General features: G+C 42.6%; 22 protein-coding genes. 5 read left to right on the forward strand and 17 right to left on the reverse strand.

Going from position 1 to position 26,125, the window contains the following annotated elements:
- Nucleotides 1-71 precede the first annotated feature (71 nt).
- The 4 genes from ACP2AF_RS01790 to ACP2AF_RS01805 form a co-directional block, all read right to left on the reverse strand.
- Nucleotides 72-2,954 carry a glycoside hydrolase family 2 TIM barrel-domain containing protein gene (locus ACP2AF_RS01790; protein ID WP_425234530.1) on the reverse strand — a complete coding sequence of 961 codons (2,883 nt, stop codon included), beginning with the start codon at nt 2,952-2,954 and terminating at the stop codon, nt 72-74.
- Between the two features lie 246 nt (nt 2,955-3,200).
- A complete protein-coding gene (locus ACP2AF_RS01795) occupies nt 3,201-3,884 on the reverse strand; it encodes a hypothetical protein (RefSeq protein WP_425234531.1) in 684 nt (227 codons plus the stop codon).
- Nucleotides 3,877-4,845, reverse strand: a complete 969-nt coding sequence (locus ACP2AF_RS01800) for a TolB family protein (RefSeq protein WP_425234532.1) — start codon at nt 4,843-4,845, stop codon at nt 3,877-3,879. Before ACP2AF_RS01800 ends, ACP2AF_RS01795 begins: the two co-directional genes overlap by 8 nt.
- Before the next feature lie 121 nt (nt 4,846-4,966).
- Complete coding sequence (locus tag ACP2AF_RS01805) at nt 4,967-5,884, reverse strand: TolB family protein (protein WP_425234533.1); 918 nt, start codon at nt 5,882-5,884, stop codon at nt 4,967-4,969.
- Nucleotides 5,885-6,129: 245 nt separating this feature from the next.
- Here ACP2AF_RS01805 and ACP2AF_RS01810 point away from each other — a divergent pair, with 245 nt between their 5' ends.
- Nucleotides 6,130-6,648, forward strand: a complete 519-nt coding sequence (locus ACP2AF_RS01810; protein WP_425234534.1) for a DinB family protein — start codon at nt 6,130-6,132, stop codon at nt 6,646-6,648.
- A 9-nt stretch (nt 6,649-6,657) separates the two neighbouring features.
- Here ACP2AF_RS01810 and ACP2AF_RS01815 read toward each other — a convergent pair whose 3' ends face one another.
- Nucleotides 6,658-7,179 carry a hypothetical protein gene (locus tag ACP2AF_RS01815; RefSeq protein WP_425234535.1) on the reverse strand — a complete coding sequence of 174 codons (522 nt, stop codon included), beginning with the start codon at nt 7,177-7,179 and terminating at the stop codon, nt 6,658-6,660.
- Between the two features lie 389 nt (nt 7,180-7,568).
- Here ACP2AF_RS01815 and ACP2AF_RS01820 point away from each other — a divergent pair, with 389 nt between their 5' ends.
- The 3 genes from ACP2AF_RS01820 to ACP2AF_RS01830 all read left to right on the forward strand — a co-directional run bounded on the left by ACP2AF_RS01820 (nt 7,569) and on the right by ACP2AF_RS01830 (nt 10,206).
- Nucleotides 7,569-8,318, forward strand: coding sequence for a sensor histidine kinase (locus tag ACP2AF_RS01820; protein ID WP_425234536.1), 750 nt, complete (start codon nt 7,569-7,571; stop codon nt 8,316-8,318).
- Nucleotides 8,319-9,089 (forward strand): LytR/AlgR family response regulator transcription factor, encoded by a 771-nt coding sequence (locus ACP2AF_RS01825; protein ID WP_425234537.1) that lies wholly within the window; start codon nt 8,319-8,321, stop codon nt 9,087-9,089.
- A 112-nt stretch (nt 9,090-9,201) separates the two neighbouring features.
- Entirely contained in the window at nt 9,202-10,206 is a 1,005-nt protein-coding gene (locus ACP2AF_RS01830) for a hypothetical protein (protein ID WP_425234538.1), read from the forward strand.
- 40 nt (nt 10,207-10,246) lie between these two features.
- On the opposite strand, the gene ACP2AF_RS01835 is transcribed toward ACP2AF_RS01830, so the two are convergent.
- The 12 genes from ACP2AF_RS01835 to ACP2AF_RS01890 form a co-directional block, all read right to left on the reverse strand.
- Nucleotides 10,247-11,101 (reverse strand): fumarylacetoacetate hydrolase family protein, encoded by an 855-nt coding sequence (locus tag ACP2AF_RS01835; protein ID WP_425234539.1) that lies wholly within the window; start codon nt 11,099-11,101, stop codon nt 10,247-10,249.
- A gap of 23 nt (nt 11,102-11,124) precedes the next feature.
- Entirely contained in the window at nt 11,125-11,901 is a 777-nt protein-coding gene (locus ACP2AF_RS01840) for an SDR family NAD(P)-dependent oxidoreductase (protein ID WP_425234540.1), read from the reverse strand.
- A 6-nt stretch (nt 11,902-11,907) separates the two neighbouring features.
- Nucleotides 11,908-13,338, reverse strand: a complete 1,431-nt coding sequence (locus ACP2AF_RS01845; protein ID WP_425234541.1) for a c-type cytochrome domain-containing protein — start codon at nt 13,336-13,338, stop codon at nt 11,908-11,910.
- A gap of 2 nt (nt 13,339-13,340) precedes the next feature.
- Nucleotides 13,341-14,810: a DUF1501 domain-containing protein gene (locus ACP2AF_RS01850; protein ID WP_425234542.1), complete on the reverse strand. Its 1,470-nt coding sequence runs from the start codon at nt 14,808-14,810 to the stop codon at nt 13,341-13,343.
- Between the two features lie 5 nt (nt 14,811-14,815).
- Nucleotides 14,816-17,158, reverse strand: a complete 2,343-nt coding sequence (locus tag ACP2AF_RS01855) for a PSD1 and planctomycete cytochrome C domain-containing protein (protein ID WP_425234543.1) — start codon at nt 17,156-17,158, stop codon at nt 14,816-14,818.
- Nucleotides 17,159-17,336: 178 nt separating this feature from the next.
- Nucleotides 17,337-18,527 carry a M20 metallopeptidase family protein gene (locus ACP2AF_RS01860; RefSeq protein ID WP_425234544.1) on the reverse strand — a complete coding sequence of 397 codons (1,191 nt, stop codon included), beginning with the start codon at nt 18,525-18,527 and terminating at the stop codon, nt 17,337-17,339.
- Between the two features lie 97 nt (nt 18,528-18,624).
- On the reverse strand, nt 18,625-19,155 hold the full coding sequence (locus ACP2AF_RS01865) for a YceI family protein (RefSeq protein WP_425234545.1): 531 nt from the start codon (nt 19,153-19,155) through the stop codon (nt 18,625-18,627).
- Between the two features lie 189 nt (nt 19,156-19,344).
- On the reverse strand, nt 19,345-20,652 hold the full coding sequence (locus ACP2AF_RS01870; RefSeq protein WP_425234546.1) for a Gfo/Idh/MocA family protein: 1,308 nt from the start codon (nt 20,650-20,652) through the stop codon (nt 19,345-19,347).
- A 111-nt stretch (nt 20,653-20,763) separates the two neighbouring features.
- On the reverse strand, nt 20,764-21,810 hold the full coding sequence (locus ACP2AF_RS01875; RefSeq protein WP_425234547.1) for a formylglycine-generating enzyme family protein: 1,047 nt from the start codon (nt 21,808-21,810) through the stop codon (nt 20,764-20,766).
- A 58-nt stretch (nt 21,811-21,868) separates the two neighbouring features.
- Entirely contained in the window at nt 21,869-22,939 is a 1,071-nt protein-coding gene (locus ACP2AF_RS01880) for a dihydrodipicolinate synthase family protein (RefSeq protein WP_425234548.1), read from the reverse strand.
- Nucleotides 22,940-23,013: 74 nt separating this feature from the next.
- Entirely contained in the window at nt 23,014-24,048 is a 1,035-nt protein-coding gene (locus ACP2AF_RS01885; RefSeq protein WP_425234549.1) for an NAD-dependent epimerase/dehydratase family protein, read from the reverse strand.
- Nucleotides 24,045-25,253 (reverse strand): Nramp family divalent metal transporter, encoded by a 1,209-nt coding sequence (locus ACP2AF_RS01890; protein ID WP_425234550.1) that lies wholly within the window; start codon nt 25,251-25,253, stop codon nt 24,045-24,047. Before ACP2AF_RS01890 ends, ACP2AF_RS01885 begins: the two co-directional genes overlap by 4 nt.
- 188 nt (nt 25,254-25,441) lie before the next feature.
- Between ACP2AF_RS01890 and ACP2AF_RS01895 the strand changes: the two genes are divergently transcribed.
- Nucleotides 25,442-26,122, forward strand: a complete 681-nt coding sequence (locus ACP2AF_RS01895; protein ID WP_425234551.1) for a head GIN domain-containing protein — start codon at nt 25,442-25,444, stop codon at nt 26,120-26,122.
- Nucleotides 26,123-26,125: the final 3 nt, after the last annotated feature.

The following is a 26,125-nucleotide window of genomic DNA, read 5'->3' on the forward strand; positions in this document are numbered from 1 at the left end:
GTCCAAACCTACTTTCGTTCAAGTACGTCTTGTGGTATCGCACCTATCGTTGCGACAACAATTTGATATGACTATGGCAATTTACCTCCAAAATCGAACCAAAGGATGATTGGGTCACTACAGTCTCCCTTATGATACGCTATGGAGCCTTTTTGTGATGAAGATCCCAGTTTATCCGCTTGTTTAAATTTTGTGCCTATCGGAGGAATCTCGTAGAGAAATGAAATATCCCCTTCCGGAAAGGGAGGGGCCACACCTCCTGCAACATGTTCCGCATCGGCAGGCGTATACAATCGCAAAAAAAGACCGGGCGTTTCTGTACTGATCCGAATAGGGAATTCCTCTGTCCTTAATTCGGCCCAAAACAGATTACCGTGGTATCCTTTGAATTCAGGATAAACCAGATTATCAAAACTGGCCCCGGTAATGGTATTGTTATATTCCTTTTCCCAAATTCCTATTTCGGCACCCCTGGTCCTATTTTTCCAGACGCGGTACGGTCCTTTCCCCATCCATTTGACCCCTTTTACCTTATTCTCAGGGTAATTAAAGGAAATACCAATAAAATCAAGAGCATTCTCGGAAAAATGAAGTGGACTTACCTCCAATCGCAAAAGACCGGTTGGCATCAATTTCCATTGTATTTTTTCCGGATAGGCATCATAACGGGTTTCCAAAGTGAAACTCCCATCTTTCTCTGTCCACCATTGTACATCTTTTACTTGCGTTTCGACTCCCACCGGGAGTGGACCTCCATTAAAGGAAATGGGTTTTCCCTGAAAGGACACTTCTTCCAAATAGCCATTTTCTTTGTTGAAGACAAAACCTAATTCATTTAGACTGACCTTAAGGTCATTTCCCGCTTCCACAACTTCAATCTGGTCTTTTTCCAGGTCTGATTCTATCTGCCGAAGCAATTCGCGGGCAACTTGATCCGGTTGTTTTATAGGCCATCTCCAGGTATATATTTCCATGCCTTTGTTATCAGTGGCTGTAAGTAAAAAAATCGCTCCTCGCTCAATACTCTTTGGGATTTCAAGCTGTAGATACCTAGTTTCTCCAGGAGCGATATCGGGCCTCTTAGTCGTGCCTGAAGCCAAAACCACGCTTTTATCAAAATCGGAAACGGACCGGATTTCCCAGGAAAAGGTACATTGATTCAAATTGGTATACAGATAGGTGTTGGTCAGAGCCAGTCGCCCATCAAAATTGGATGTAATGGTCCGTGGATGTATCTGAATGGGAGACCATATTTCCTTTATGGTGTAAAAGCTGCCTTCTTTTTCCCTAAAGGGCCCGACAATTCCATCCGGGGCATGGTTACCATCACTGTCCAAGATATTGTCCCTATCCGTTCTTACCACCGCTTCATCTGAAAATACCCATAGAAAACCGCCCGAAAACATGGGGTGGGCCGAATAGTTCTTCCAAAAATCGTCTAGCCCCGCACCATGTCCCCCATCGTAAAGGCCATGTAGGAATTCAGTAGGCATAAAGGGTTCATTGCCTTGGGCCAAACGGTTGATTCCATAATCATAGGTGGGATAATGTCGGGTGTCCACCCCATTCCGCTTGAGCCAAGGATAGATTACCGGGCGTTTCTGTATATCATAGCTATGGAACCATTTTTCATTCGCAAAATCCCATCCTCCCTCGTTGCCATGATCCCAAATTACCACACTGGGATGATTTTCATCTTTCAATACTAATTCCTTTATCAATTTAGGCCCGACAACCGTGTCATAAGCGTCCTGCCAACCGGTAAGTTCATCCAACACAAAAAGCCCCAGGGAGTCACAGAGTTCAAGGAAACGTTCATCCGGGCCGTAATGGGACATCCGAACGGCGTTCATATTCATCTCCTTCATCAGTCGAATATCCTCCAAATGATTTTCCTCGCTTAAGGCCCTTCCGGTTTCCGGCCAAAAGGAATGCCGATTTACCCCTTTAAAAACAACTCTTTGTTCATTCACATAAATCCCATCATTCTCTCTTAGTTCAACGGATCGAAAACCGAAACGCTCCTTTTTTTGGTAAACCACCTTACCCTTCTCCAACAGTTCAAAAATGGCGGTATACAAATGTGGTGATTCTGGATTCCAGGGTTTTGTAGTATTGAAAGTTCCGGATATCATCAAATCGCTTTTTCGCCTTTCAAACGATTTTGACAAGATTTCCCCGACACGATTCCCTTCCGGGGAAAACAGGGTTACCTTCACCGATCCTTTGGATATCGGCCTGTTGATGGTCAAAAGTGCATTGAATTCACCCGTATGTTTGGCATCGATAGCTGTTCTTGTAAAATGACGATTGGGCAAGACTTCCAAAAACACCGGACGAAAAATCCCTCCAAAAATCCAGAAGTCGGCCTGGCGTTCTGCCCTATTTACGGATTCGTTGGTCGAATGTTTGGCCACATGCACTTCCAAAACATTCTCTTCGCCATATTTCAATAGCTTGCTGATATCATACTTAAATCTTTGAAATGCACCTTGATGCATTTCTCCAGCGGATCTGCTATTAATGGTGACCTTCGTATCTGTCATTGAACCGTCAAAAACGATATGTATAGTTTTACCTTTCCATTGGGTCGGTATTTGAAATTTATGTTGATACAATCCGTGTTCCTTCCCTAATTTTCTGTTCTCGTTTCTGTGATCATGGCCATAATTGTAGGTGCCGAATCCATGCAGTTCCCAGTTGGAAGGTACCGGAAGTTTGGACCACACGCCACTATTGGCACCATCGGTTACCTTAAAATCCCAATTCACGGTTTCCGAGGCATCCTTACCGGAAAGGTATACTCGTTTGTACCCATATTCCTCCTGCGCTAACGTAAAAAAAGAGTTTACGAGAAATATAATAAGTGTAATGAAGGTATAACCCGAAGTCTTAAAACTAGGTATCTCAAAAAATCCAATCTTACTCTGCTTTTTAAAGGAGATGCTATTCATTTATGTGTAATTGAGAAATAAGAGGTTTTGAACAGGCCTTGAAGTTACAAAGATCTTGGGTTTTTACGCTCTTCAAAACCGTTTTGAGAGCAAATAAGCTAATCTTTTGTTTCCAATGATATTAGGAATTCTTTGATTCGGCAGAACATAAGGTCTCTGGCAAATCTATAAATCAAAAATCCACCTCTTCTCCGAGGTGGATTCTTATTTCAAAGGTCTCCACTAATTTTAATAGGGCGAGCAGGTTTAGCGTCTACAAAAACTATTCAATTCTGCGAATAGGGGATCTCCGGCAAACTCATCCAAAACATGCCCTCCATTAGGCACGATGACCAATTTGTTACAAATACCATATTGATCCAGCTTTTCCTTTGCTTTTACCGCTTGATTCTTCCAATAGGTATCCCTTTCCCCCGCAATCATCAAAATTTTGGTTTTGGAAAGGGATTTGAGTTTATCCTTATCCCTATAATCAGGATTTCCTGGCATTCCAACAACACCGGTAAATTTGTCGGGGTACATTTCCACTATTTGAAAGGCATCTGTGCTGTTAGCCGAAAAACCTAAAATGAAAAGCTCCCTTATGGCATAGTTTTCTTCCAAATAGTCCAATAGCACTTTTACCGCACTTCGCTTTTCCATATGGACCAAGCTCTCGACCAAGATCCACCCATGCCGATCGGCATGGGTCCCAAAATAGCGACATCCAGCTTTTAGATCTCCTCCATCCAATCCGGGGCCGAGTAATACGGGGTAGGCTTTATCTTTGGAAAAGTCCGTGGGTTCCGTTATTCTAACCAGTAGTTCCTTGTCTTTTGAAATAGGGAGTTTCATTGTTTTTTGTTGCCCAAAAACAGTTTCAGCACCCAACAAAAACAAAAACAAAAACAAGTTGACACGTAGTGCATCAATGTAGGACCATCTATTCATTTTGTGTTAGTTTTATAAGTTTACCGGTGGCAATTTCCAATAGATGTATTTCCGAACCGTCATCAAACGAGGTGTTGTAAGCCACATAATTGACCTCTGGATCTGTTTTCCCGAACATTACCGATTTATAGGGCACAGTGCCCAATTCCTTGATATCGTTTCCTTCCAGATCTTCCAGAATAAAAGTAGTTCCCTGATCATGGTCCTTTTGTTTAATTACATGATTCCCAACAATGAACCAACCCTCCAAATTGGACACTTTGGTTACCTTTCCAGAATTCCTATCCAGAATATGTTTGGAATACAGGTTCTTTTCCAGATCTATAATTTTACTAAGATATAAGGTCCCATTCGCGGCAACCTGTGGGCGATTGGTAATTCCATCTGTGGTCAATCTGGTAACCTGGTCACCAATAGCGTGGTAGGCGTCCGGTTTAAAACCCTCTCCAGCGGGCCAGTGAAAAAAGTAGTATCCGTCCCCGTCAGGATCCCATGCGGAAAACATATGAAATCCATTTTCCGAGACCGATACCAGTTTTTTAAGATTATCGCCATTGCGATCAATTGACATCATTCTGGCTCCTTCCTCCTGGAAATTGGTATAGGCAATCGTTTTCCCATTGGGGGACCAAATAGGTTCTGTATGAAATCCTAAGGTGTCCTTTCCTGTAAGTTCCCTTACTTCCGTACCATCCGAGTTCATCAAATAAATACGCGAAACATTCCACTCACTATTGATATAGGAATAAAACGCAATTTCGGAACCATCCGGGGAAAAGGATGGGCCCAAATCCGGAAAAGAATCATTTTTTACTGTTCTCCGTTCAAGCTCGGCTTCATTCTTTGGAGAATCCGTTTGGGTGCCTTCCACGTCATTGGCATTCACTTTGCCCCGGTTTTCCTTACAGGACAGATTAAAGCATGAAAGAATCAATGCGAGAATCAAAATTCGATGTGTCATAGATTTATTTTTGAAATTTCTCGCAATCTAAAAGAGAACAGGTCGAGAAGAAAACAGTCTGTGACGAATGGTGCTTTTAGTGATATATTGCCTTAAATGTACGTACCTAATATAAAGGTGGCTATTTTGTTAATTGCCATACATTCCTTCCATCAATGTCGGCTCTATAGATATAGGTATTTCCTTCTTGGGCCATTCCATAATAACCCGAATCAAAGAGCAACATGGTATGGGTTAAATGTGAATTCAACTCTTGTTTGTCATTAAAAAAAGACACTCGGACCACCCTATAAGAACCTCTTGCCCTTTTAAATAGGTCGAAGGAATTAGAATCCGGATTGGCACTATACATCAGATATTTCCCATCACTGGACCAACTTGGCATTCTTTCGTTTATATGGGGTGTTCGGGTAATGTTTTTTACATTCTCGGTAAAAATATCCAATGAGAATACATCAAATATAGGAGTCGAGTCATTTGACATATTTTTTAGAAAGATCAATTCATTTCCATCGGGATGGATTACTGGTTTGTAAAACTCATCACCACTTTGTGTCGATCTCATGAGCAACGTATCCCTATCGTTATCAAGTTCTCTTAGATAAATGGCAGTTTTACGATCGGGTTGGAATTCACAATATGCCATTATTTTTCCATCGGAAGTAAAACTGATTTCCGAATGGCGATAACCCTTACGCGGAAAAGTAACCCTTTGAATTTCCATGGTCATCAAGGCCATACGATAGATTGACATATCTCCATCCCTGTCCGATGAGAAATAGATATGTTCCCCATTGGGCGCCCATTTAGGGTTTAAGTCCCATGCCTTATAATCGGAAGTAAGCTGTATTTCCTCCTGTGTCTTTAAATCCATGAGGTACAAATCGGGCAAGCTATCGTTGCGATACGAGTAATACACTACTTTACTCTGGTCCGGGGACAAGCGAGGTGCAAAATCCAATTGATCTGCCTTTTGTGCTTTGACTCCGATGACTACGAACGTAGAAAGTGAAACAAAAAGAACCGAGGTCTTTCCCATACCAATGCTATAAAACGGGTTTTTAGAAATTTTCAGCGAAACTAAGAGAGTTGTGATTTCAACAAAAATTGCCTGTGACGTATTGTTATATATGTGATAAAATGTGAGCACAAAGACTTCGCAGGAAATTGTCCTTTTTGAACTGAAAACCAAACGACTCGTCCCATTTTTAACCATAAGACACAATACTATTTCAATGTGGTTATGGAGGATTTAATTTTGGCGAAACTGAAAATTCCAAAACAATGAAAAGAGCAAAAATCAATTGGGCCATGGCCGCCCTGTTCATGTTTACACTGAATGTTTCCAAAGCACAAATGAGAACCGAAAACCTCGTTACTGCTTGGGATGCTATGACAAAAATGGTGGTTGAAACGGCAAAGGCAATGCCTGAGTCAAACTACGGTTTTAAGCCTACTGATGAGCTTCGCGATTTTGCCGAACAGATTTCACATACCTCGGGAGCCAATTATCTATTTGCATCGGTGGTGAAACTAAATACGCCTGATCCAAATCCTGTAACCGATACCAAAAAGAAGAAGGAAGTCATCCAACAATTGAAAGACTCCTTTACATTTATCAGGGATGGCATGGAAAAACTCAAGGAAGAGGATCTAAAGGAAGAAATTGAATTCTTTGGCAGCAAGATGTCACGATTGCAGTCGATTTTGATAATGACCTCGCACCTTCAACGGGAGCATGGGAAAAGCACCATATATACCAGGCTTAAAGGTATTGCCCCGGGTCCAACCGGGGGATGGTAGGCCAAAGATCTATTCCTCTGCTAAAAAACCAGCGGAGACTATTTCCCGATTTATAGCATACTTTGCACCATCATAACACAACGTGCTATGCCCAACGGGAACCGTCTCCCCAGGTTTTACAAGATAAATCCTGAATATTTCATTGGCCGGGTTACCGGGAAAATCGAAATTGGTCTTTATTGCAACCTGTACCGTGCTGTTTGTGTCAGAGCTTTCCAGTACTATGGCATCCCCACAATCCGTCTTCGATTTGCTCATCAAAGAAACGTTGGAAGCTGCCGCCTGTCCAAAATGGTCGCCATGAAAATCCATCCCGTATTCGTTTTCTTCATGCAATAGGTAAAAGATTTCTTGGTAAGTGAGTTCACTTATGTTTTTAAGCTGCTCTGCTCCCGGAGAATTTTCTTTGCCCGTATTGTGCTTTTTTTCCCTGCAGGAACCCATTACAACAAAAGAAAGGAGGACAAGGTAGATATGTGGCTTTTTGATCATGGTAAGGTAAGCTGTAAAAGATTTACTTTCGTATTTCACAATTTTTTACCTTAGAAAGGTATTATAACTACATGTTAAAAATCGTCTGTCAAAGTTATAAAAATTTACCTATTTCCCTTTCCAAAATGGGTTTGATAGGGTTATTTATATGTCTGTTTTTTATCTTCAGGGACTATACCGATCATTTGATCAACGAATACAATTATCCCTTTAGTTGGTTTTTTGTTGGTAGCAAGATCCTAATCAATTATCTGTTTTGGTTTGTTCTATCGCCATTGGTTTATGCCCTTGTCAGACGAGTGCAAAATAAATCTGGACTTGCATCAAATGTAATCAGGGTACTTTTTGGTGTTTTTCTACTAACGATAGTGCATAGGGCAATGGTAACAAAAGCCAACGATGTGGTCTACTTTTTAATCACTGGTTATATGAAAGATTTTTTTGGGCCAAATGGGATGGTTGGTATGGTTGTGGGCAGCTTTTCAAGCCTCATTGAGCTCCTGGTACTAATGGCCCTCTTTTTTGCTATCGATTATCAAAAACGATATCTAAAAAACCAGAAGGAACTGATCGCCGCCCAATTGGCCAGCCTGCAAATGCAGTTACACCCGCATTTTTTATTCAATACCTTGCATTCCATATCATCCATGATAGATATAGACCCTCGGAAAGCCCAAAAGATGTTGACAAAAATGGGAACCCTAATGCGAACCCTGTTGGAAAATGATCTGGAGCAAATGATTACTATTGAAAAGGAAGTAGATTTTATTAAGGATTACCTTGATCTGGAGCAAATACGGTATGCGGATAAAATGGCCATTCATTATCAGGTTTCCAAAGACATTCTACAGACCAAAGTCCCAAATATGATTTTACAGCCCCTAGTTGAAAATGCCATTAAATACGGCATCGTGCCTGCAATAAAACCAGGGGAAATATGTATTGAGATCAAAAGGACAAAAGACGAAAGTTCCCTTAAAGACTATATAGACCTTAAAATATCCAATACCTCTGAAAATAATGAAAGTGCCATTCATGATAAAGGAACAGGTTTGGGAATCCAGAACATTAGGAAAAGGTTGGAGGGAATCTATGCCGATGGGTTTCTTTTTGAATCACGATTTGTAAACCCAAAACTATATGTTGCACAAATAAGTCTTCCTTTAAACAGCCTATAGATGAAACTGAGATGCATTATTGTTGATGATGAGTATTTGGCCAGACAACGAATTCTTAAGTTGTTGGAAGGTCATGAAGACATTACCGTTGTCGCCGAATGTAAAAATGGTAAGGATGCCATTGCCAAAATAAAACTCAAGGAGCCGGACTTCATCTTTTTGGATATCCAAATGCCCGATTTGGATGGCTTCTCCGTACTGAACAAACTTAACAAGATTCCCTATGTCATATTTACCACGGCCTATGATTCCTTTGCACTCAAGGCATTTGAAATCAATGCGGTAGACTACCTTTTAAAGCCTTTCGATGAAGACCGCATGGATACTTCCCTAAAGAGGATGAAGGCCATAAAGGAACAAGAAAAAGCCATAGGTTTAAAAGCTAAATTGACCGATTTGCTCACAACTTTTAAGAGTGAGGATTCAAGTGGTTTTAGAACGTATTTCGAGATCAAGAAAAATGGCCGGCTCCTTAAGGTACTTACCGAAAATATCATATATATACAATCCGAAGGCAATTATCTGGAGCTGTACACCGAAAAAAACAAGTTTCTTTTTAGGGCAACGATGAATTCGATCGAAAAGGAATTATCAAAACATCAGTTCATGCGTATCCATAGATCTCTGCTCATCAACAAGTTTTATATTGATTCTTGTTTTTATTTGGGCAACTCGGAATATAAAGTTCACCTTAAAATGGGCCTTTCCTTGCTCTCCGGTAGAGCTTTTAAGGAGAATATTACTTCTTACCTGGAAGACATCCAACCATAACTTCCCATTTTTCACCATCCACCACATTTTGTATCGGAATGGGAATCGTCCAATATATCTTTCCCTATCAAATCCGTGTATTAAAATGAAAACTAATAAAAAGCATCCATCAATGTTAAATCCAGTTCAATATCTTGTTCACGTTACATACCGTTCCACGACCATATTCTTTCTTATGCTGATGATCAATGGCGCATGTAATAGCCAATCCACTTCCGGAGAAAGAATCATATTCGATTCACAGTTAAACAGTAGGAATCAATCTTTTGAACTATTCTCTATTTCACCGGACGGAAGCGGCTTAAAACAACATACTTTCGATGCTGTACCTCGTAGGGCCAATACCAGTGGCCAATTTTCTCCGGATGGAAAAAACGTTATCTTCGGTACATATAAATACGGGGGCTATAAGATTGCGATTGCCAAAAGTGATTTTTCCGGTCAACAAAAACTTACCAAAGGGCCCCATTATACCTATGTAGGGTCATGGTCCCCGGACAGTAAGCAAGTTGTATATAGCAAAGTTGACACAAAATCAGCACCTTATTTTCAAGGAGATCTGGAAATCTTCGTGATGCACATTGATGGGACAAGGGATATAAATATTTCCAATACCAAAGGTGCGGATTCCGGTGCTAAATGGTCTCCGGATGGCGAAAGGATTTTATTTTCTTCCGATAGAACGGGAAACTCGGATATCTATAGTATGGATGTTGATGGGAAGGATTTGAAAAATCTTACCCATACTCCGGATGTAGATGAATTTGGGCCATCATGGTCTCCCGATTCCAAACGAATTGCCTTTCATACCATGAAACAGAATACAGGTAACCAATATATAGATCTTTGTATTATGGATAGGGACGGGAGCAGTAAGCGTAATCTCACGAACAACCATACGGCAAAACGTAACGTATTCGTCCCTTATTATGATGGTGCCCCGCCCATCTTTTATCAGACCACTTGGTCACCGGACGGAAAGGAAATTGCCTTTTCATCCAAGAGAAACTCTGAAAATTTCGAAATTTTCATCATTTCCACGGATGGAAAGAACCTACGTCAGCTTACCACAAACGGGACGAACAATGTTTTCCCCTTTTGGTATGGAAAAAAGTAAACATTGCTCATGTTTTAAGGAAAAAGAAAAGCCCAACGACTTAACTATAAGCCTTGGCCACCTGCCTGGAACTTCCCAGACCATCAATACCAAGTTCCACTACATCACCCGGTTTTAAATAGCGTGGTGGGTCAAAGCCCAGCCCTACGCCGAAAGGCGTACCCGTAGAAATGACATCCCCGGGCAAAAGAGTCATGAATTGGCTAATGTAACTGATAGAGGTAGGAATATCGAAAACAAAATCCGAGGTATTGCTATTTTGGAGCATCTCCCCATTGACCTTTAACCATAAATCCAGATTATGGGGATCTTCAATTTCATCCGGGGTGGCAATAAACGGTCCTATAGGTGCAAAGGTATCGCAGCTTTTACCCTTTACCCATTGTCCACTACGTTCAATCTGATACTCCCGTTCGCTATAATCATTATGAAGAACATAACCCGCCACATGGTCCATGGCCTCCGATTCCGAAACGTAGGATGCCTTTTTGCCGATAACTATGGCCAGTTCCACCTCCCAATCGGTCTTAGCACTTCCCTTCGGAATAACCACATCATCATTAGGACCTACCACTGCCGAAGTGGCCTTAAAGAAAAGTACGGGCTCCTTAGGGATTTCCATTCCTGCTTCCTGGGCATGTTTGGCATAATTTAGACCGATACAGATTATTTTTGAAGGTCGGCAAAGAGGTGCTCCCAAACGTATGGAGCTATCTACTTTTGGGCAGGAGTCCATATTTTTACTTAGCCAATCTTTCAATCTAACGATACCATCCCCACCAAAAAATTGCTCATCGTAATCCTGTCCAAAGCCCGAGACATCCAAGCGATTACCATTTTCCAGTTGCACCCCGGGTTTTTCATTTCCTATAGCACCAAATCGAATTAATTTCATATGTCCTTGATTATTTAGGTTTTTTAGTTTCCGTTCAATCGTATAAATCCACCATCGATGGGAAAATCGGTTCCCGTAATAAAAGAGGCCTCGTCGGAACAAAGATATAACACCAAATCGGCCACTTCTTGGGGATTCGCCATTCTACCAATCGGTTGGGTCTTTGACAATTTTTCAAACATTTCTTCCTCTTTTCCCGGAAAATTTGCCTTTAGATAGCCGTCCACAAAAGGCGTATGTACCCGACCCGGGGAAATACTATTGCAACGTATGTCACATTCCAGATAATCCTTGGCCAGGGAATACGTCATGGTTAAGACGGCACCTTTTGAGGCCGAATAGGCAAATCGGTCATTGATGCCTACTGAAGCGGCTACGGAGGCCATATTCAAGATTACCCCGCCATGGGCTTTCATATATGGAATAACACAGTGGATACAGTTATAGACTCCTTTTATATTTACGCTATAGATTTTGTCAAAATCAGCCTCGGTGGTGTTTTCCACATCGCCAATATGGGCAATGCCCGCATTATTGACCAGTACATCTATGCGTCCATTGGCCGCAATTTGATCCACTTCTTTTTTTACTTCGGTCTGATGGGCAATATTACAAGTACGCGCTTGCGCACTGCCTCCATTTTTTTTGATCTCGGCAACCGTTCCTTGAGCTTTACTTTCGTCCAACTCAAAAATGTGTACTTGCGCACCCTGTGCAGCCAAGGTTAGGGAAATGGCCCGACCAATACCGCTTCCCCCACCGGTCACAATAGCTGTTTTGTCTTTTAGATTAAATTTCATAGGTGTCTAACTTTTCGGGATACTATCGGAAGCCACAAAATAGGACTCAATTTCTTCATCAATACCATTTTCTATCATTACATCAGGGTTTTCAAGTCTTAGTTCCTCTAGAGCGGATTCAGATACTTGGGTCCCCCAAATATAAAGGCTTTTTAGGTTTTTCCATTCCTTAAAAAAAGAAATGCTTCGGTCGCCGATATCCGTTTCATAAACCTTCAATAAACGTAGTTTGGCTAAATTTCGTAAGGTATCCAATTGAACATCGGCAATCGGTGTCCTATCGATTTCCAACCACTCCAAATTTGGGCAATTGGCCGCAAAGGCCAGTTCCCTTTCCCCTATAGGCAAACCACTTAAATCCAATTCAACAATATTTTGATTCACAGGAGCTAAATCCAAAAGCATCCGGGCATCATATTGTGGCGGCATATACACATTTACCTTTAAGGCATCCGTTGCACCGGCCAGCCGGGTTATGGTTAAATAATCGGAAGCTAGATTGCTCAATGTGGAGTCCGCCACTTTTGGAAGCCCTGTCCATTTTTCCATAGGATCCGGTTCCATCATTTCCTTGATCAAAACTGCCAAGGGCTGTGAACTCTCCAAATGATCCAATCGTAAGGTATCCGAAGCACCCAAAGCTATCCATTGCTCCAAAATGCGTATTTCACTATCGGCCAAAGGTCGCTCCCCTTCGGGAGGCATATGCTCTTCATCCTCTATGGGCAAATATAAACGTCGTATCATTTCACTCTCCCCGGGATTTCCTGGAATCAAGGTATTTCCGCCCTCACCCCCTTTTAATAGTCCGGCCAAATCGGTCATCAACAATTCGCCCTTTTTCTTATTCGGATTGTGACATTTTACACATTTGGCCTCTAGAATTCGATTCACCACATGTTCGTAGATCAATGGATTTTTGGGAATGATGTCTTGTTTTTTCTCTTTCGGTAATGCTAAAAAATCCTGACCATGTGTAATCATTCCCCCATAATGCCCGGTCAAAAGAATGAGTCCGACGATAATTATCTGTATAATCTTTGTATAGACTTGCTTACCTATTTGAAGCCCCTCTAAACCATACCAAAATGCCGCCAACAAAGCCAAACCTACTCCCAGCCATTGGTGCCAGAAAAGCAAATTACCTTTGCTCCCGGTCTCCTTTCCCAGAAAGAATCCGGATATGGCGGTCAAAAGCGCCGAAATTACCGCAATGGTCAATAAGCCTCTGGGGATTTTCCTTCCTGTAAATCCCAAAAAAATGGCGATCAAAAGAAGTACTATAGGGAAGTGGAGTACCAACGGGTGCCAGCGCCCTATCCAAGCCACAAGGACCGGAAGCTCAATATAGGATTCGAACAACAAACAAAAAATCAGGAATACGGAAAGTCCAAAAACGACATAATCGACCTTTCCATTTTTTGGAGTATATGTCATTTTTATGCTAAAAGGTCTTTGACCACATGCCCCGCTACATCGGTCAAACGAAAACGACGGCCTTGATATTTATAGATGAGTTGTTCATGGTCCAGACCCATGGTATGCAATAGGGTTGCATGGAAATCATTGATGTGTACGGGATTTTCAATTACGTTATATCCAAATTCATCGGTCTGCCCATAATTTAGTCCCGGCTTTATTCCACCACCTGCCATCCAGATACTGAAGGCGCGGGGATGATGGTCGCGCCCATAATTGTCGGGATCGAATTTTCCCTGGCAATAGTTGCCCCTACCAAATTCACCGCCCCAAATGACCAAAGTATCCTCTAGCATACCGCGTTGCTTTAGATCCAGCACAAGGGCTGCGGAGGCCTTGTCCACGTCCTTGGCCTGGCCCGCCATTTCATCGTGTAGATTACCGTGCTGGTCCCAACCTTGATGGTACAATTGGATAAACCGGACTCCGTTTTCAGCCAGCCTACGTGCCTGTAAAGCATTTGCCGCATAGGTCCCAGGTACTTGGCAATCTTCCCCGTACAATTTGATTATGGATTCCGGTTCCTTGGAAATGTCCATAACATCAGGAACCGACATCTGCATTCGGTAGGCCATTTCATATTGCGCAATACGGGATTCTATTTCGTCATCACCGGTTTCCACATGATGTAATTTGTTCAAGGAGGAGACATGATCTAACAAATGTCTCTTATCTGAGCGCGATAGCCCATCCGGGTCGTTCAAGTACAATACAGGATCTTTACCTGAACGCAACAATACCCCTTGATGCTTAGAGTCCAAGAAACCACTGGACCATAATTTGGAATACAGCCCTTGGCTATTACCTTTTCCTCTGGAAGTCAAGACTACAAAGGAAGGCAAATTTTTATTTTCGCTTCCAAGACCATAACTCATCCAAGAGCCCATGCTAGGGCGGCCCGAAATCTGACTGCCTGTTTGGAAAAAAGTTATGGCAGGGTCATGGTTTATGGCCTCCGTGTGCATACTGCGCACAACGGTAATATCGTCCGCAATTTTGGCGGTATGCGGAAAAAAGTCACTGATCCAGGTTCCACTGTCGCCATGTTGTTGAAATCCAACTTTGGGGGGCATTAAGGGAAATTTATCCTGATTTGCGGTCATCCCTGTTAATCGTTGCCCTTTACGAATAGATTCCGGTAAATCCTGTCCCATGCGTTTGCGAAGGGTAGGTTTGTAATCAAAAGTTTCTAACTGCGAGGGTGCTCCTGCTTGAAACAAATAAATAATGCGTTTAGCTTTCGGGGCAAAATGTGGAATGCCCAAGGGCCTGGCAGCTGCATTTTTAGTTTCTCCCTTAAATAGGTCGGGAATCAAAAGTGAGCCGAGGGCCAATGAGCCAATGCCCACGCTCAATTGCGAGAAAAAATGTCTTCGGTTCACCTTCAATGAAGGTTCTTCCTTTTGTTCATGGTGATTATGGTGCGACATAGCTTTTACTCTTTTGTTATGGTTTCGTCCAAATTATAAATTACTTGGGCGGTCAACATTATGGCGGCCGTTTTGGCAGGGTCTACATCCAATTGCTCATATTCCCCAACAGAAGCCAGTTTCTTGGCATCTTCTACATTGTCCAAATAGGTTTCAAGTGCATCATGGTAGTAACTGTCCAAAGTCAATAATTCCTCTTCTTTTGGCGAACGTACCAAAATACTTTGAAAGATATTCTCCACAATGGAATCGCTATCTTCCTCTACGGTCAAGGTTCGTTGTGCCAAGACCCTTGCCGCCTCCAATATTTGTATATCGTTCTGCAAGGCCAAGGCCTGAAGGGGTGTATTGGTTTTTTGGCGACGAACCTCACAAAAATCCCGGGTCGGGGCATCAAAGATGGTCATGCTCGGCGGCGGTAAAGTACGTTTCCAAAAGGTATATAGGGATCTCCTATATAAATCGTCTCCTTCATCCGGAATATACTTTGTCAATATACCTCTATGTCCCCCTGCATTGGTCTCTTCCCAAAGGCCAGGTGGTTGATACGGTTTTACGCTGGGTCCGCCAATTTCAGTATTTAAAAGGCCGCTTGAGGCAAGAATATAATCCCGTATCATTTCGCCACTCATACGAAACCGTGGTGCCCTAGCCAATAATCTATTCTCTGGGTCTACTTTTTTCAGCTCCGGGCGAAGTTCGGATTTTTGCTGATAAGTAGCCGAAAGCATAATCTTTTTGAGCAGGTATTTAATATCCCAATCATGCTCCATAAAATCGGCCGCCAACCAATCCAAGAGTTCGGGGTGGGTGGGCAGACTACCCTGTACCCCAAAATCCTCTGAGGTCTCCACAAGTCCACGCCCAAAAAGCATCCCCCATATACGGTTCACAAAAACACGCGCGGTTAATGGATTATTTTTGTCCGTCACCCATTTGGCCAAACCAAGTCGATTTGCCGGAAACTCCTCGGGAAAAGGAAAAATGGTTTTTGGTGTATTGGGCTTTACGGAATCTGTGGGCTGATCGTATTCTCCCCTATTAAGGATATATGTAGTTTTTACGGCAGAATCGTTCATCACCATTACCTTGATCTTGGGTGTCTTTTTCATGTTGATGAACGAAAGCACGTCCTCGGTCTCCTCAGCGGATATTTCTATATAGGGTGGATCGGCAAAGAACTTTTGGTTGGCGGCCTGTACTGCATCCATTTGAAGCCCTTTTTCGTCCACTTGATTAAAAAAAGCAAAGAGCTCAAAATAATCCTTTTGGGAAATGGCATCATACTTATGGTCATGGCAGCGGGCACATTCCAGGGTCATTCCCAAAATACCCTTGCCCAAAGTGTTGGTGCGATCCAAAACATAGTTGGTCCGATATTCTTCTTGAATAACCCCTCCTTCTTGGGTTATAGGATGGTTTCTATTAAATCCCGTGGCCAAAATTTGTTCTTTGGTAGCATTGGGTAGCAAATCGCCGGCCAATTGCAAAGTCAAGAATTCATCATAAGGCATATTTTCATTAAAGGCGTGGATTACCCAATCGCGCCAAGGCCACATGGTACGATAGCTATCATCCTGATATCCATGGGAGTCCGCATAACGCGCCAAATCCAACCAAGACTGTGTCATGCGTTCCCCATAGGTAGGAGATGCCAAAAATTTGTCAATAATTTTGGCCATAGTAGCTTCAGAAGCGTCGGCCAGTAGCTTTTGTACCTGTTCTCTTTGGGGAGGCAGTCCGGTAAGATCAAGACTTACCCTACGGACAAGGGTCTCCAAGGACGCTTTTTTTGAAGGAGCTATGTTGTGTTCTTCCAGTTTCTTAAAGATAAATTTATCTATTTCGTTCTGTGCCCCGTTCAAAACTTCCAATGTGGGCACCTCTTTTTTTACTGGAGAAATAAAGGCCCAGTGCTTTTCAAATTTCGCCCCTTGCCGGATCCATTTCCTGATCAACCTTTTTTCATACGAATTCAGCTTTAATTTGGAATCCGGTGGTGGCATCATCAAGTTGGGATTGTCCGTCATGATATGTCCATACAGCAAGCTTTCACCAGGCTTGCCGGATACCAAGGCATATTTTCCAGGGTTTTCCTTCAATTCCAAAAAAGCGGTTTCTTCCAGGTCCAATCGTAGGCCTGCTTTGCGCTTATTGGCATCTGGGCCATGACAGGTATAACAATTATCAGAAAGTATAGGTTTAATATGGAAGTTGTAATCGATTACATCGGGCACTTTAAGATCGGCATATGCATCTTCCCCTCTATTGAAAATACCTGCTTTAAAGGCATATAACAATGTCAATAAAACGGCTAGAATAGCAATAATGACTATTTTCTGTTTCATAGAATTCCTTTCACACTTCCTTAATCCATCGGGAATCCATAAAGTTAGTGAATTCCTTAGTATTGCAACAAGTAGCAAATTGCCTATTGCTAGTATTTTTTGTTAGAAAACAAACCTGTTTGCAAAAAATAAGGAAGTTGGGTATTGTTGTCCAAATATTTAGGTCAAAATACCGGTTTTAACCATGACCTAAATTTCTAACGGCTAGCCAGGCCATTAATCCGCCTCCTATTTCCAAAGCGTTTTCATCGATATCAAAGGTGGGTGTATGCAGCCCAGATCGGATTCCCTTTTGCTCATTTCCTACACCCAGCAAATAAAAACAGGAGGGATTCCTTTGGGAATAATAGGCAAAGTCTTCCGCGGCCATCCAAGGTTCAAGATCCACTACGTTTTTACTGCCGAGATATTCAATGGCGGCGGATTTGATATCCTGGGTCAAAACGGTATCATTGGTTAGGTAGGGATACCCATGGTTAACTTTGAGTTCGCAACCACCCCCCATACCTTCAGCAATAGATGTGACCAATTTTTCGAGTTTCTGCAAGGCCTCTTCTCTCCAAATCGTATCAAAGGTTCGAAAGGTCCCTTCAATATAAACCTCATACGGAACAACATTGATGGCACCATCGGCAATTACTTTTCCAAATGATAATACAGAAGGGGTTCCAGGGGAAGCCATTCGACTTACCAATTGCTGTGCGGCCACGATTATGTGCGATGCAATGAGCACCGGGTCGACCAACCTTTCTGGCATGGCACCATGACCGCCCTTCCCTTTGACCGTCAAAAAGAGTTCATCCATACTGGCCATGAATTTACCGGAACAGAAACCTACCTTGCCTACCGGAAGGCTTGGTTGCACATGTTGCCCTATGTGTGGAAGATGGCCTAAATCCTGATATGCTTTTTCCTGCATAACCAAAGAAGCGCCCCCGGGTACTACTTCTTCCCCAGGTTGAAACATCAGTTTAACACTGCCCTTTACATCCTCTTTTATTTCCCATAAAATTTTGGCACATAATAAAAGTGAAGCACTATGGGCATCGTGTCCACAGGCATGCATTATCCCATCATTTTTAGATGCATAGGGCACCTCATTTTTCTCAAGAATAGGCAGTGCATCCATATCCGCACGTAACAAAACGGTATCCCCTTTTTGCTCTCCTTGTATGGTCGCCAAAAGACCTGTTTTCGCAACCCTAACTATATCGGTTATTCCAATGGCCTGTAGTCTTTGCTTAATGTAAGCGCACGTATCGTATTCCTGAAAGGATAGTTCCGGGTTCTGATGCAAGTGTCGCCTAACGGCTACAAATTCAGGAGCGAATTTTTGGGCAAGCGATTTGATTTTTTTACCTACATCCATCCCTACTTTTCAATATAAAAAATTACTGTTCAGCACTTCGTATAGCCACCCAATAGCAATAAAATTCCCTTATGGGATCAGAAAAATTTAGGCTTAATTACTTTGTGAAAACCAAGTCGAACTTCACCACCACATCGTCCCCTACCACTATTTGCCCGAACATTGCCGAAGGAGGTTCCATATCGTAGTCCTGAAGTTTTATGGGTTTCTCTCCCTTTACTTTAAGTTGACCATTGGCGTTTGTCATTTCCGTCTTGATTTCCACCTCTTTTTCATATCCGGCAATGTTTAAAGTTCCCACTACCGAAGAACTGTCCTTTACCTCTTTGAGCTTAAAGGTAACCTTGGGATGGTCCTCTATTTTAAGGGCATTGTGTGTTTTTTTATCCATGGTAGCGCCCCGCTCACTTTTGATGTCCGCTACAAGAACTTCAAAATCTATTTCCTTTGGGGCCGTACCTTCTGCTACCAACTTACCATCCATGGTATTTGCCGTAACCGTCCAATCATGAAGTGTAGAGGTACCGTCGATGGTCAAGGTGCTCTCCGAAGAAAGTGTATAAGTATCCTGAGAGAAACCGTAGAGCGTAATACTTGCTAAAAATAAGGTTAGAATATTTTTTTTCATGTGTTTAAAATTTTTAACTTTCTGTAAATAAGCTATCTAAAAATTTAAGAACCTATGCAACCCTGCCTGCGGCAGGCAAGGCACTCGTTCTCTAATGAATTTATTTTAATCATTTCACCGTGTGTAGTTTTTGATTAAAAAATTCATGTTCGTTTCATTGCTATGTACGTTCAATATATTGATTCGTCTTCATAAAACCTCCTTCCCCGGCCCTGGAATACTATAATTCCCATCCTCCAAAGGGGCGTTGGGCATGTTCATGTCCCAAGTAATCGGGTTGGGTACTATACTCAAATTGGACGTTTTTGCCTTGTCTATCGCAATGACCTTGCCAGATTCAATGGCCATACGGCCCAAGATAGTAGTCATGGTACTCTCTGCTCCATAGTTGGTATTATTGACATAGGGGTGCGTACCTTGTATCGCTCCAATAAATACATCTTGTTCTATTTGGGAGGAAGAAGGGTCGTCCCTATCCCGATAGCGCCAAAGCACATTTCCTTTGTTGTCCATAAATTGAAAACGCTCATCTGCTCGGCCGACCGTACCTTGTATATTGAAGCCCATTCGGTTATCGCAATTGTCCATCTGCCGGCATTGTACATGAAGTTTAGTGCCATCAGCATATTCAAATTCCACATAATGGTGATCGAAAATCTCACCGTGGTCGGGGCCTTTTAGCATGGCCCTGCCCCCCATTCCACTTGCTTTTACTGGATAATCCTGTTTGACCCAATTAATGACATCTATCTGGTGAATGGTTTGCCCGGCCAGCTGTCCGCCCCATAACCAATTGAAATAGTGCCAATTGCTTATTTGATATTCCAATTCGGTTTGGCCTGGTTTTCTGGGATGTACTGTTGCTTTTCCCACATTATAGTAAACATCCGTGGAAAGAATTTCGCCAAGTTCCCCATTGTGAATCTTATTTACCATTTCATTCATGGCAATTTCATAACGAAACTGTAGCCCTACCACGACATTCAATTTTTTTTGTTCTGCCAGTCTACCCGTTTCTATTACTTTTCGATACCCTGGGGAATCTACCGCCAAGGGTTTTTCCATAAAAACGTGTTTATTAGATGTCACGGCATACTCAAAATGCTCTGGGCGAAATCCAGGTGGAGTTGCCAAGATAACCGCATCACATTCGGCAATTACATCTTTGTACGCTTCAAGGCCCAAAAACTGCCGCTCCTTTGGTACATCTACCTGATCCGGAAAGTCTTTGGAAACCCGTTGAAGACTGGAATTTATTTCGTGCCGAAAAACGTCACCCATGGCAACCAGTTGAACGGATTTTGAGGCTGTCAATGCCTGAAAGATAGCTCCTGTTCCTCTTCCACCACAACCTATTAGGCCCAATTTAATACGTTCTTGACCCAAAACATGGGTATTGGAAAAAACGGGAAGCTGGGCAAAAACCAAACCCGCCGCAGCCGTTTTGGCCGAAGTTTTTACGAATGTTCTACGGGTAGTGGGTTTTGGACTCTTCATATTTTACGGATAATGTAGTAAGTGTTGTTTCATACTACTGGGATATCCCCATTCATACAATTATGGTCATACACTATCATAGTTCATAGAATCTTCTTTACAAGAATAAATCTATTCATCCAACACCCTTTGCCAGAATTTTTTTTGCTCCTCCGGCGTGGGTTGTTTAGCTGGGCTTGCCAAACGCATACCTATATAATTACTGTCCGTAAACCACCAAAAACTTTTGGGTATTTGGGGATCACGTTTCTGTAATTTTAAACTGGATGCCGATCTACTTGCGGAACGCAATTTATCCGCATCATCATCCCAAGAACCTCCTCTAAAGACTCTTGGATGGATAACCATGGGAGTCATCCAAGGATTGTCCGTATCCAAGGTGGCATATGCATCTTCCTTATATTCATCCAAAGTCCATTCGGCGGCATTCCCATGCATATCGTACAATCCCCATGGGTTGGGTTTTTTACTACCTACCTTGGCATATTGATTATTCGAGTTTTTGTAATATACCGCGTAGGCATCGATATCGTCCGTACCATCCCCAAAACTATACGCTGAATCGGTTCCCGCCCGTGCCGCATATTCCCATTCCGCTTCCGTGGGCAAACGATAGAATTTTCCAGTTATCGCGCTTAACCATTTGCAAAAGACCAAAGCGGAATACGCCGACATACTTACCGCGGGATAGCCATCCTTTCCCATACCATAGGATGGGTCTTCATAAGGAGGACTAGGTCTGGTGATCGCATCTATTTTCATGACCCGGTCATTGTCCAATTTCACGAACAATTCTTGGTTCTGTTTGAAAAAAAGTTCAAAAACCTCCCAGGTAAGTTCATATTTGCCCATAAACAGGGAATCTATCTTTACTTTTCTTTGAGGGCCTTCATGTGATTTTCTTTTTCCTTCGGTCTCGGGACTTCCCATCATAAATTCACCACCAGGAATCAATACCATATCAAAGCTTATTTCAGTAGCCGGGATTTTTTCCGTGTAGTCCAAGGAGACGTTCTCGGCCATAGCAAGAGTTGTTTTTTCTGCCTTGTCTTCCTCTTCAGCGGACGCTGTACTTACCGATTTGCAGGAGGAGAATCCTGCGGCCAAAATCATCGCTAAACCTATAAATTTGGTCAAGTTTTTAGTTGTAAATTCCATTGGTTTCGTTTCGTTAAAAGTATTGATTTTTATTAGAAAAATGGTACTCAAAAGAAGCTTAATACAATCCTTTTTTCCATTGTCGCAAGTTGTTTTTCACGAATACATCATCGTTCAATTCCGGGTAGTCCCTGTAAACCCGATTTATTTCTTCGATTTGCCCTTTGGATAAATCCTCCTTGGCATCCAAGCACCAAATTCCCTTCAGCAAACCCTGCCTCCGAAGCACTTCATGAATACCGGCAATACAGCCATGAAAATTATTGGCTGCATCAAAAAAAGCAGCGTTGGTATCCGTAATTGCAATATTGAGCGTCATCAATTCCTTTGGGGTAGCAATTCCCTCTTTTTTGATTTTATGGATGCCATCCAATAGTTCTACCGCTTTTTTTGTCCATACCGCCCAATGACCGAGAAGACCTCCCACAATATCTTTTTTAATCGCTCTTCCGTTGACCTGTACCTCATAGGTAGTCAATAAATCGGCAACGATGTTGTCATCGTTACCCGTATAAAGTGCAATTTCGTTATTTCGAGATGAGGCACAGACCGCCCGTACGACTTCCAAAGTTTGATAACGGTTAAAAGGTGCCATTTTGATGGCATGTACATTTTCAATTTCAGAAAAAGCCCTCCAAAAATCATAGCTTAGAACCCGTCCACCGACGGCGGGTTGCAAATAAAATCCAAAAACAGGCATGATTTCCGCAATTTTCCGGGTACGATTTAAAAGGACTTCTTCGGTACAATCCCTCAATCCATTGGTGCTGACCAAAACAATGTCATACCCTAGTTCTTTACAAATCGCTGTTTCATGGACTGCCTGGGCGGTATCTCCACTTACACCCGCCACTTTTATAAAGGGGCTATCCAAATGGGCATTTTCAATTTCTTCCGATGCCAATTGCAAAACTTTACGATATAGGTTTACCTTTGGGTCCCGAATCTGGAATTGCGTTGTGTGCACCCCTACGGCAACACCCCCGGCTCCCGCAGCCATATAATACCGGGTCAATAGACGTTGCCTATTTTCATCCAATTGCCGATTCTCGGTCAATGCCAAGGGATGGGCAGGGATTACCGTACCCTTATGGAGCAGGTTTCTTATTTCGGGTTTAAGAAGTTTCATTTTTTGTGTTCCTTATGTATGTCGGTATAAATTTTCTCCAGACGCATTTGTCTCTATCTTTTAAAATCCGTTGTTCAAAAATTACCCTTCCGTTCCTGAAAATGGGTGGGTTTGCCGAGTTGCTCACCTCCCGTTTTTACCCAATGTGCCGTCCATTGCATCATTTCCTCCAATGAGACGGAAGGGTCCCCAAATAACTTATACGCCTGGTCCGAATTGTTCAATAGAGCTGTTTCACTAGGGCCATTTTCAAAAATTGGTGCCTTGCCCAATAATTTCCCGAATTCCTCGGCCAGCCATTGTACAGCTATAACCTCTGGGCCCGTAACATTCAGTATTTTGGCCGGGGACTTGCAACGTAATAGACTTCGAATTGCGTATTCATTGGCATCGCCCTGCCAAATTACATTAACGAATCCCATGCTTAGGTCGATCGGGTCTTTACTTGCCACGGCTTTTGCAACCTCCAGCAATACGCCATACCGTAAGTCCAAGGCATAATTTAAGCGATAGATCAGCATCTTAGTCCCATTTTTAATCGAGAAATGTTCAAAAACGCGCTCCCTGCCCAAACAGGACTGTGCATATTCCCCAATTGGGAATGGTTTAACCTTCTCGGTGGTACCTCCACTATCTATGGGTACAAATGGGTATACATTGCCGGTAGAGAAGACCACGATATTCGAGTTCTTATATTTTTCCGAAACCCTTCCAGGTAAATAGGCGTTCATTGCCCAAGTAAAATGTTCGTTACCTGAAGTTCCGAATTTATTGCCTGCCATATAAATGACGTTTTTGGCATCGGGAAGTTGCATCAATGCCTCATCATCCAACAAATCCACGGGTATACATTCGATGCCAAAGTCCGTTAGCTCTTGATAAAGTCCTTTATTCGAAAAACGTGAGGCCCCAATTATCCTTCTATGCAAACCAGCTGCATCCACCGCTCTTTTGGCCAGTTTTGCCAATGTAGGGCCCATTTTGCCTCCCAAGCCCAGAATCATGATATCCCCTTCTATTTTGGCCATGTCCGAAATGAGACGTTTTGAAGGTCGGGATAGTTTTTCCTCTAGGTCGGCAATCGTTCCGATGATTGTGTTTCGATTCATTTAATAAATATATTGTAGGTGTTGGTACTTGCCAAAACTAATAGCAGTATCAATCCGAAAACCAATACAATTTGTAAGGGGAAGCCCAGTTTTAGTTGGTTTTTTTTGGCACCGTCCCTTGCTATCAAATAGAGCATTAACCCGATCAAAGGGCCAACAATAATGGTAAATCCCTGGGCCATTACTATCAGTTCTATGGGAAGACTTCCAAAAATAATGGCCACCACCGCCCCGATAAAAATCACCGACATGATAACGTAGCGTACGTTCCGGGATTCTAATTTTCTTCCCACGTTCAAGGCATCGGACAATAAAACGCCCCCTAGGGTAGCATTTCCGATCAATGAAGAGAAGGAAGCGGCAAAGAGGCCCAGCATAAAAATCAACGATGCATAGCTCCCAAAAATCGGCTCCAATGTCTTGCCCATCTCCGTAGCCGAATTCACTCGTATTCCTTGAGGAAACAGTACGGATCCCGCTACCAACATCACCGTAGCCGTAATGATACCCAAAATCAAAATGCCCGATAGGCTTTCCCGTTCATGAGACCTTGATTTGTTCGCATCCCATCCTTTTTCCTGTACCAGATAGGATTGATAAAAGGCCCCGGCCACCGAAAAACTAGAAGCTACCAAGGCAAGGGCCAAAAATTGCGAGCCTTCGGGCAGACCAAAATCAAACTGCTCTATCAAAAGCGAAATACTAGGTTTCGAGATAATCAAGGTAATTACAAAAGAAATCAGCATCAAAATCACCATGGCAATCATAATCCTTTCCAAAATCTTAAAAAATGATTTAAAGAACAGTAGAACAATGGCCGCTACGGAGAAGAAAATCACCCAAGGTACGGAGGAGGAATGGAACATCTCACCGAATACCATCCCCGCACCTATGGAATTACCGGCTTGAAAGGAAGCCGCCACTACAAATAGTCCTACTCCTATAACAATGCATACGGTATTCCCATATTTTTTGCGTATTAATTGAATCAATGTGAGTTTGGAAGAGAGTCCTATCCGGGTAGAGACCATCGTAAAAGCAGCCATAAACAACACGCAAATGGGTACTATCCAAAGTAGTCGAAATTCATAGTTGGCCCCTATTTTGGAAGCTACGGCCAAACTGCCGGGCCCTAGTACCAGCGCCGCGGTTATAAACCCTGGGCCTATGAGTCTCAAAAAGTTCTTTGTTTTTTTTTCAGCCATGTCCTATGCCTCGATTCTTGTAGACCCGCTTGAGAAAGGGAAACCGCACTTCTTTCATCTATATTCCTCCAAGATATGCAATCTTAGTACATTCGCGAAATATCAATCTCGCCTATTCTCAAATTTTCTCGCGGATTTCCAATCTCAAAATACTTTATATTTGGATGAACATTAGTAAACCCATTAACATGAAAAAATTAGTGTATTTATTCATAGCCCTATCTATTTCAGTCAATGTTTTAGCGCAAAGGGCAAATACGAAAAAACTCGAAAAGTTTACGGAAGTAAAAGCATATGACCGTATCGTTGTGGATTTGGTAAAAAGCAACGAGAACAAATTGGTCATCACCGGGGATGATCAAGACGAGGTGGATATCTCCAACAAGAATGGGCTCCTAAAAATAAAAATGGAGTTCGATAACTTTATGGACGGGGGCGAAGCCAAAGCCACTTTGTACTATACCGAAACCCTGGTCCTTTTGGATGCCAATGAGAATGCCAAGATTACTTCGGACGAAACCTTTACCGGCAATCGCGTTGAAATAAAGACCCAGGAAGGAGGTCGTATTGATTTAAAAATTGATGTGACCGACCTATATACCAAATCGATTTCCGGGGGAGAAGTCTCTTTAACCGGCCAGGCCAAAACCCAGGAAGTTATGGTAAATACAGGGGGGCAGGTATATAACAAGGCTTTGGATACCGATGAAACCACAGTTACCGTGAATGCCGGTGGACGGGCCGATGTAAAGGCCTCTGAAAAAGTACAGGCCAAAGTTCGGGCAGGGGGTTCCATCTACATCTATGGCAATCCAAAAGACGTAGAGCGTAACAAAGTCTTTGGTGGCAAAATCAAGGTTATGGATTGAATA

Origin of the sequence: Ulvibacterium sp., from assembly GCF_965248315.1 — a bacterium.
Taxonomy (GTDB): domain Bacteria; phylum Bacteroidota; class Bacteroidia; order Flavobacteriales; family Flavobacteriaceae; genus Ulvibacterium.

Bases quoted from the DNA above. Each gene is read 5' to 3' on its own strand.
- ACP2AF_RS01870 (WP_425234546.1), bottom strand. From the start codon at position 20,652: ATGAAGAGTCCAAAACCCACTACCCGTAGAACATTCGTAAAAACTTCG.
- ACP2AF_RS01790 (WP_425234530.1), bottom strand. From the start codon at position 2,954: ATGAATAGCATCTCCTTTAAAAAGCAGAGTAAGATTGGATTTTTTGAG.
- ACP2AF_RS01875 (WP_425234547.1), bottom strand. From the start codon at position 21,810: ATGGAATTTACAACTAAAAACTTGACCAAATTTATAGGTTTAGCGATG.
- ACP2AF_RS01805 (WP_425234533.1), bottom strand. From the start codon at position 5,884: ATGGGAAAGACCTCGGTTCTTTTTGTTTCACTTTCTACGTTCGTAGTC.
- ACP2AF_RS01885 (WP_425234549.1), bottom strand. From the start codon at position 24,048: ATGAATCGAAACACAATCATCGGAACGATTGCCGACCTAGAGGAAAAA.
- ACP2AF_RS01890 (WP_425234550.1), bottom strand. From the start codon at position 25,253: ATGGCTGAAAAAAAAACAAAGAACTTTTTGAGACTCATAGGCCCAGGG.
- ACP2AF_RS01850 (WP_425234542.1), bottom strand. From the start codon at position 14,810: ATGTCGCACCATAATCACCATGAACAAAAGGAAGAACCTTCATTGAAG.
- ACP2AF_RS01880 (WP_425234548.1), bottom strand. From the start codon at position 22,939: ATGAAACTTCTTAAACCCGAAATAAGAAACCTGCTCCATAAGGGTACG.
- ACP2AF_RS01795 (WP_425234531.1), bottom strand. From the start codon at position 3,884: ATGAATAGATGGTCCTACATTGATGCACTACGTGTCAACTTGTTTTTG.
- ACP2AF_RS01840 (WP_425234540.1), bottom strand. From the start codon at position 11,901: ATGAAATTTAATCTAAAAGACAAAACAGCTATTGTGACCGGTGGGGGA.
- ACP2AF_RS01830 (WP_425234538.1), top strand. From the start codon at position 9,202: ATGTTAAATCCAGTTCAATATCTTGTTCACGTTACATACCGTTCCACG.
- ACP2AF_RS01835 (WP_425234539.1), bottom strand. From the start codon at position 11,101: ATGAAATTAATTCGATTTGGTGCTATAGGAAATGAAAAACCCGGGGTG.
- ACP2AF_RS01845 (WP_425234541.1), bottom strand. From the start codon at position 13,338: ATGACATATACTCCAAAAAATGGAAAGGTCGATTATGTCGTTTTTGGA.
- ACP2AF_RS01810 (WP_425234534.1), top strand. From the start codon at position 6,130: ATGAAAAGAGCAAAAATCAATTGGGCCATGGCCGCCCTGTTCATGTTT.
- ACP2AF_RS01820 (WP_425234536.1), top strand. From the start codon at position 7,569: ATGAAAGATTTTTTTGGGCCAAATGGGATGGTTGGTATGGTTGTGGGC.
- ACP2AF_RS01895 (WP_425234551.1), top strand. From the start codon at position 25,442: ATGAAAAAATTAGTGTATTTATTCATAGCCCTATCTATTTCAGTCAAT.
- ACP2AF_RS01855 (WP_425234543.1), bottom strand. From the start codon at position 17,158: ATGAAACAGAAAATAGTCATTATTGCTATTCTAGCCGTTTTATTGACA.
- ACP2AF_RS01860 (WP_425234544.1), bottom strand. From the start codon at position 18,527: ATGGATGTAGGTAAAAAAATCAAATCGCTTGCCCAAAAATTCGCTCCT.
- ACP2AF_RS01825 (WP_425234537.1), top strand. From the start codon at position 8,319: ATGAAACTGAGATGCATTATTGTTGATGATGAGTATTTGGCCAGACAA.
- ACP2AF_RS01865 (WP_425234545.1), bottom strand. From the start codon at position 19,155: ATGAAAAAAAATATTCTAACCTTATTTTTAGCAAGTATTACGCTCTAC.
- ACP2AF_RS01800 (WP_425234532.1), bottom strand. From the start codon at position 4,845: ATGACACATCGAATTTTGATTCTCGCATTGATTCTTTCATGCTTTAAT.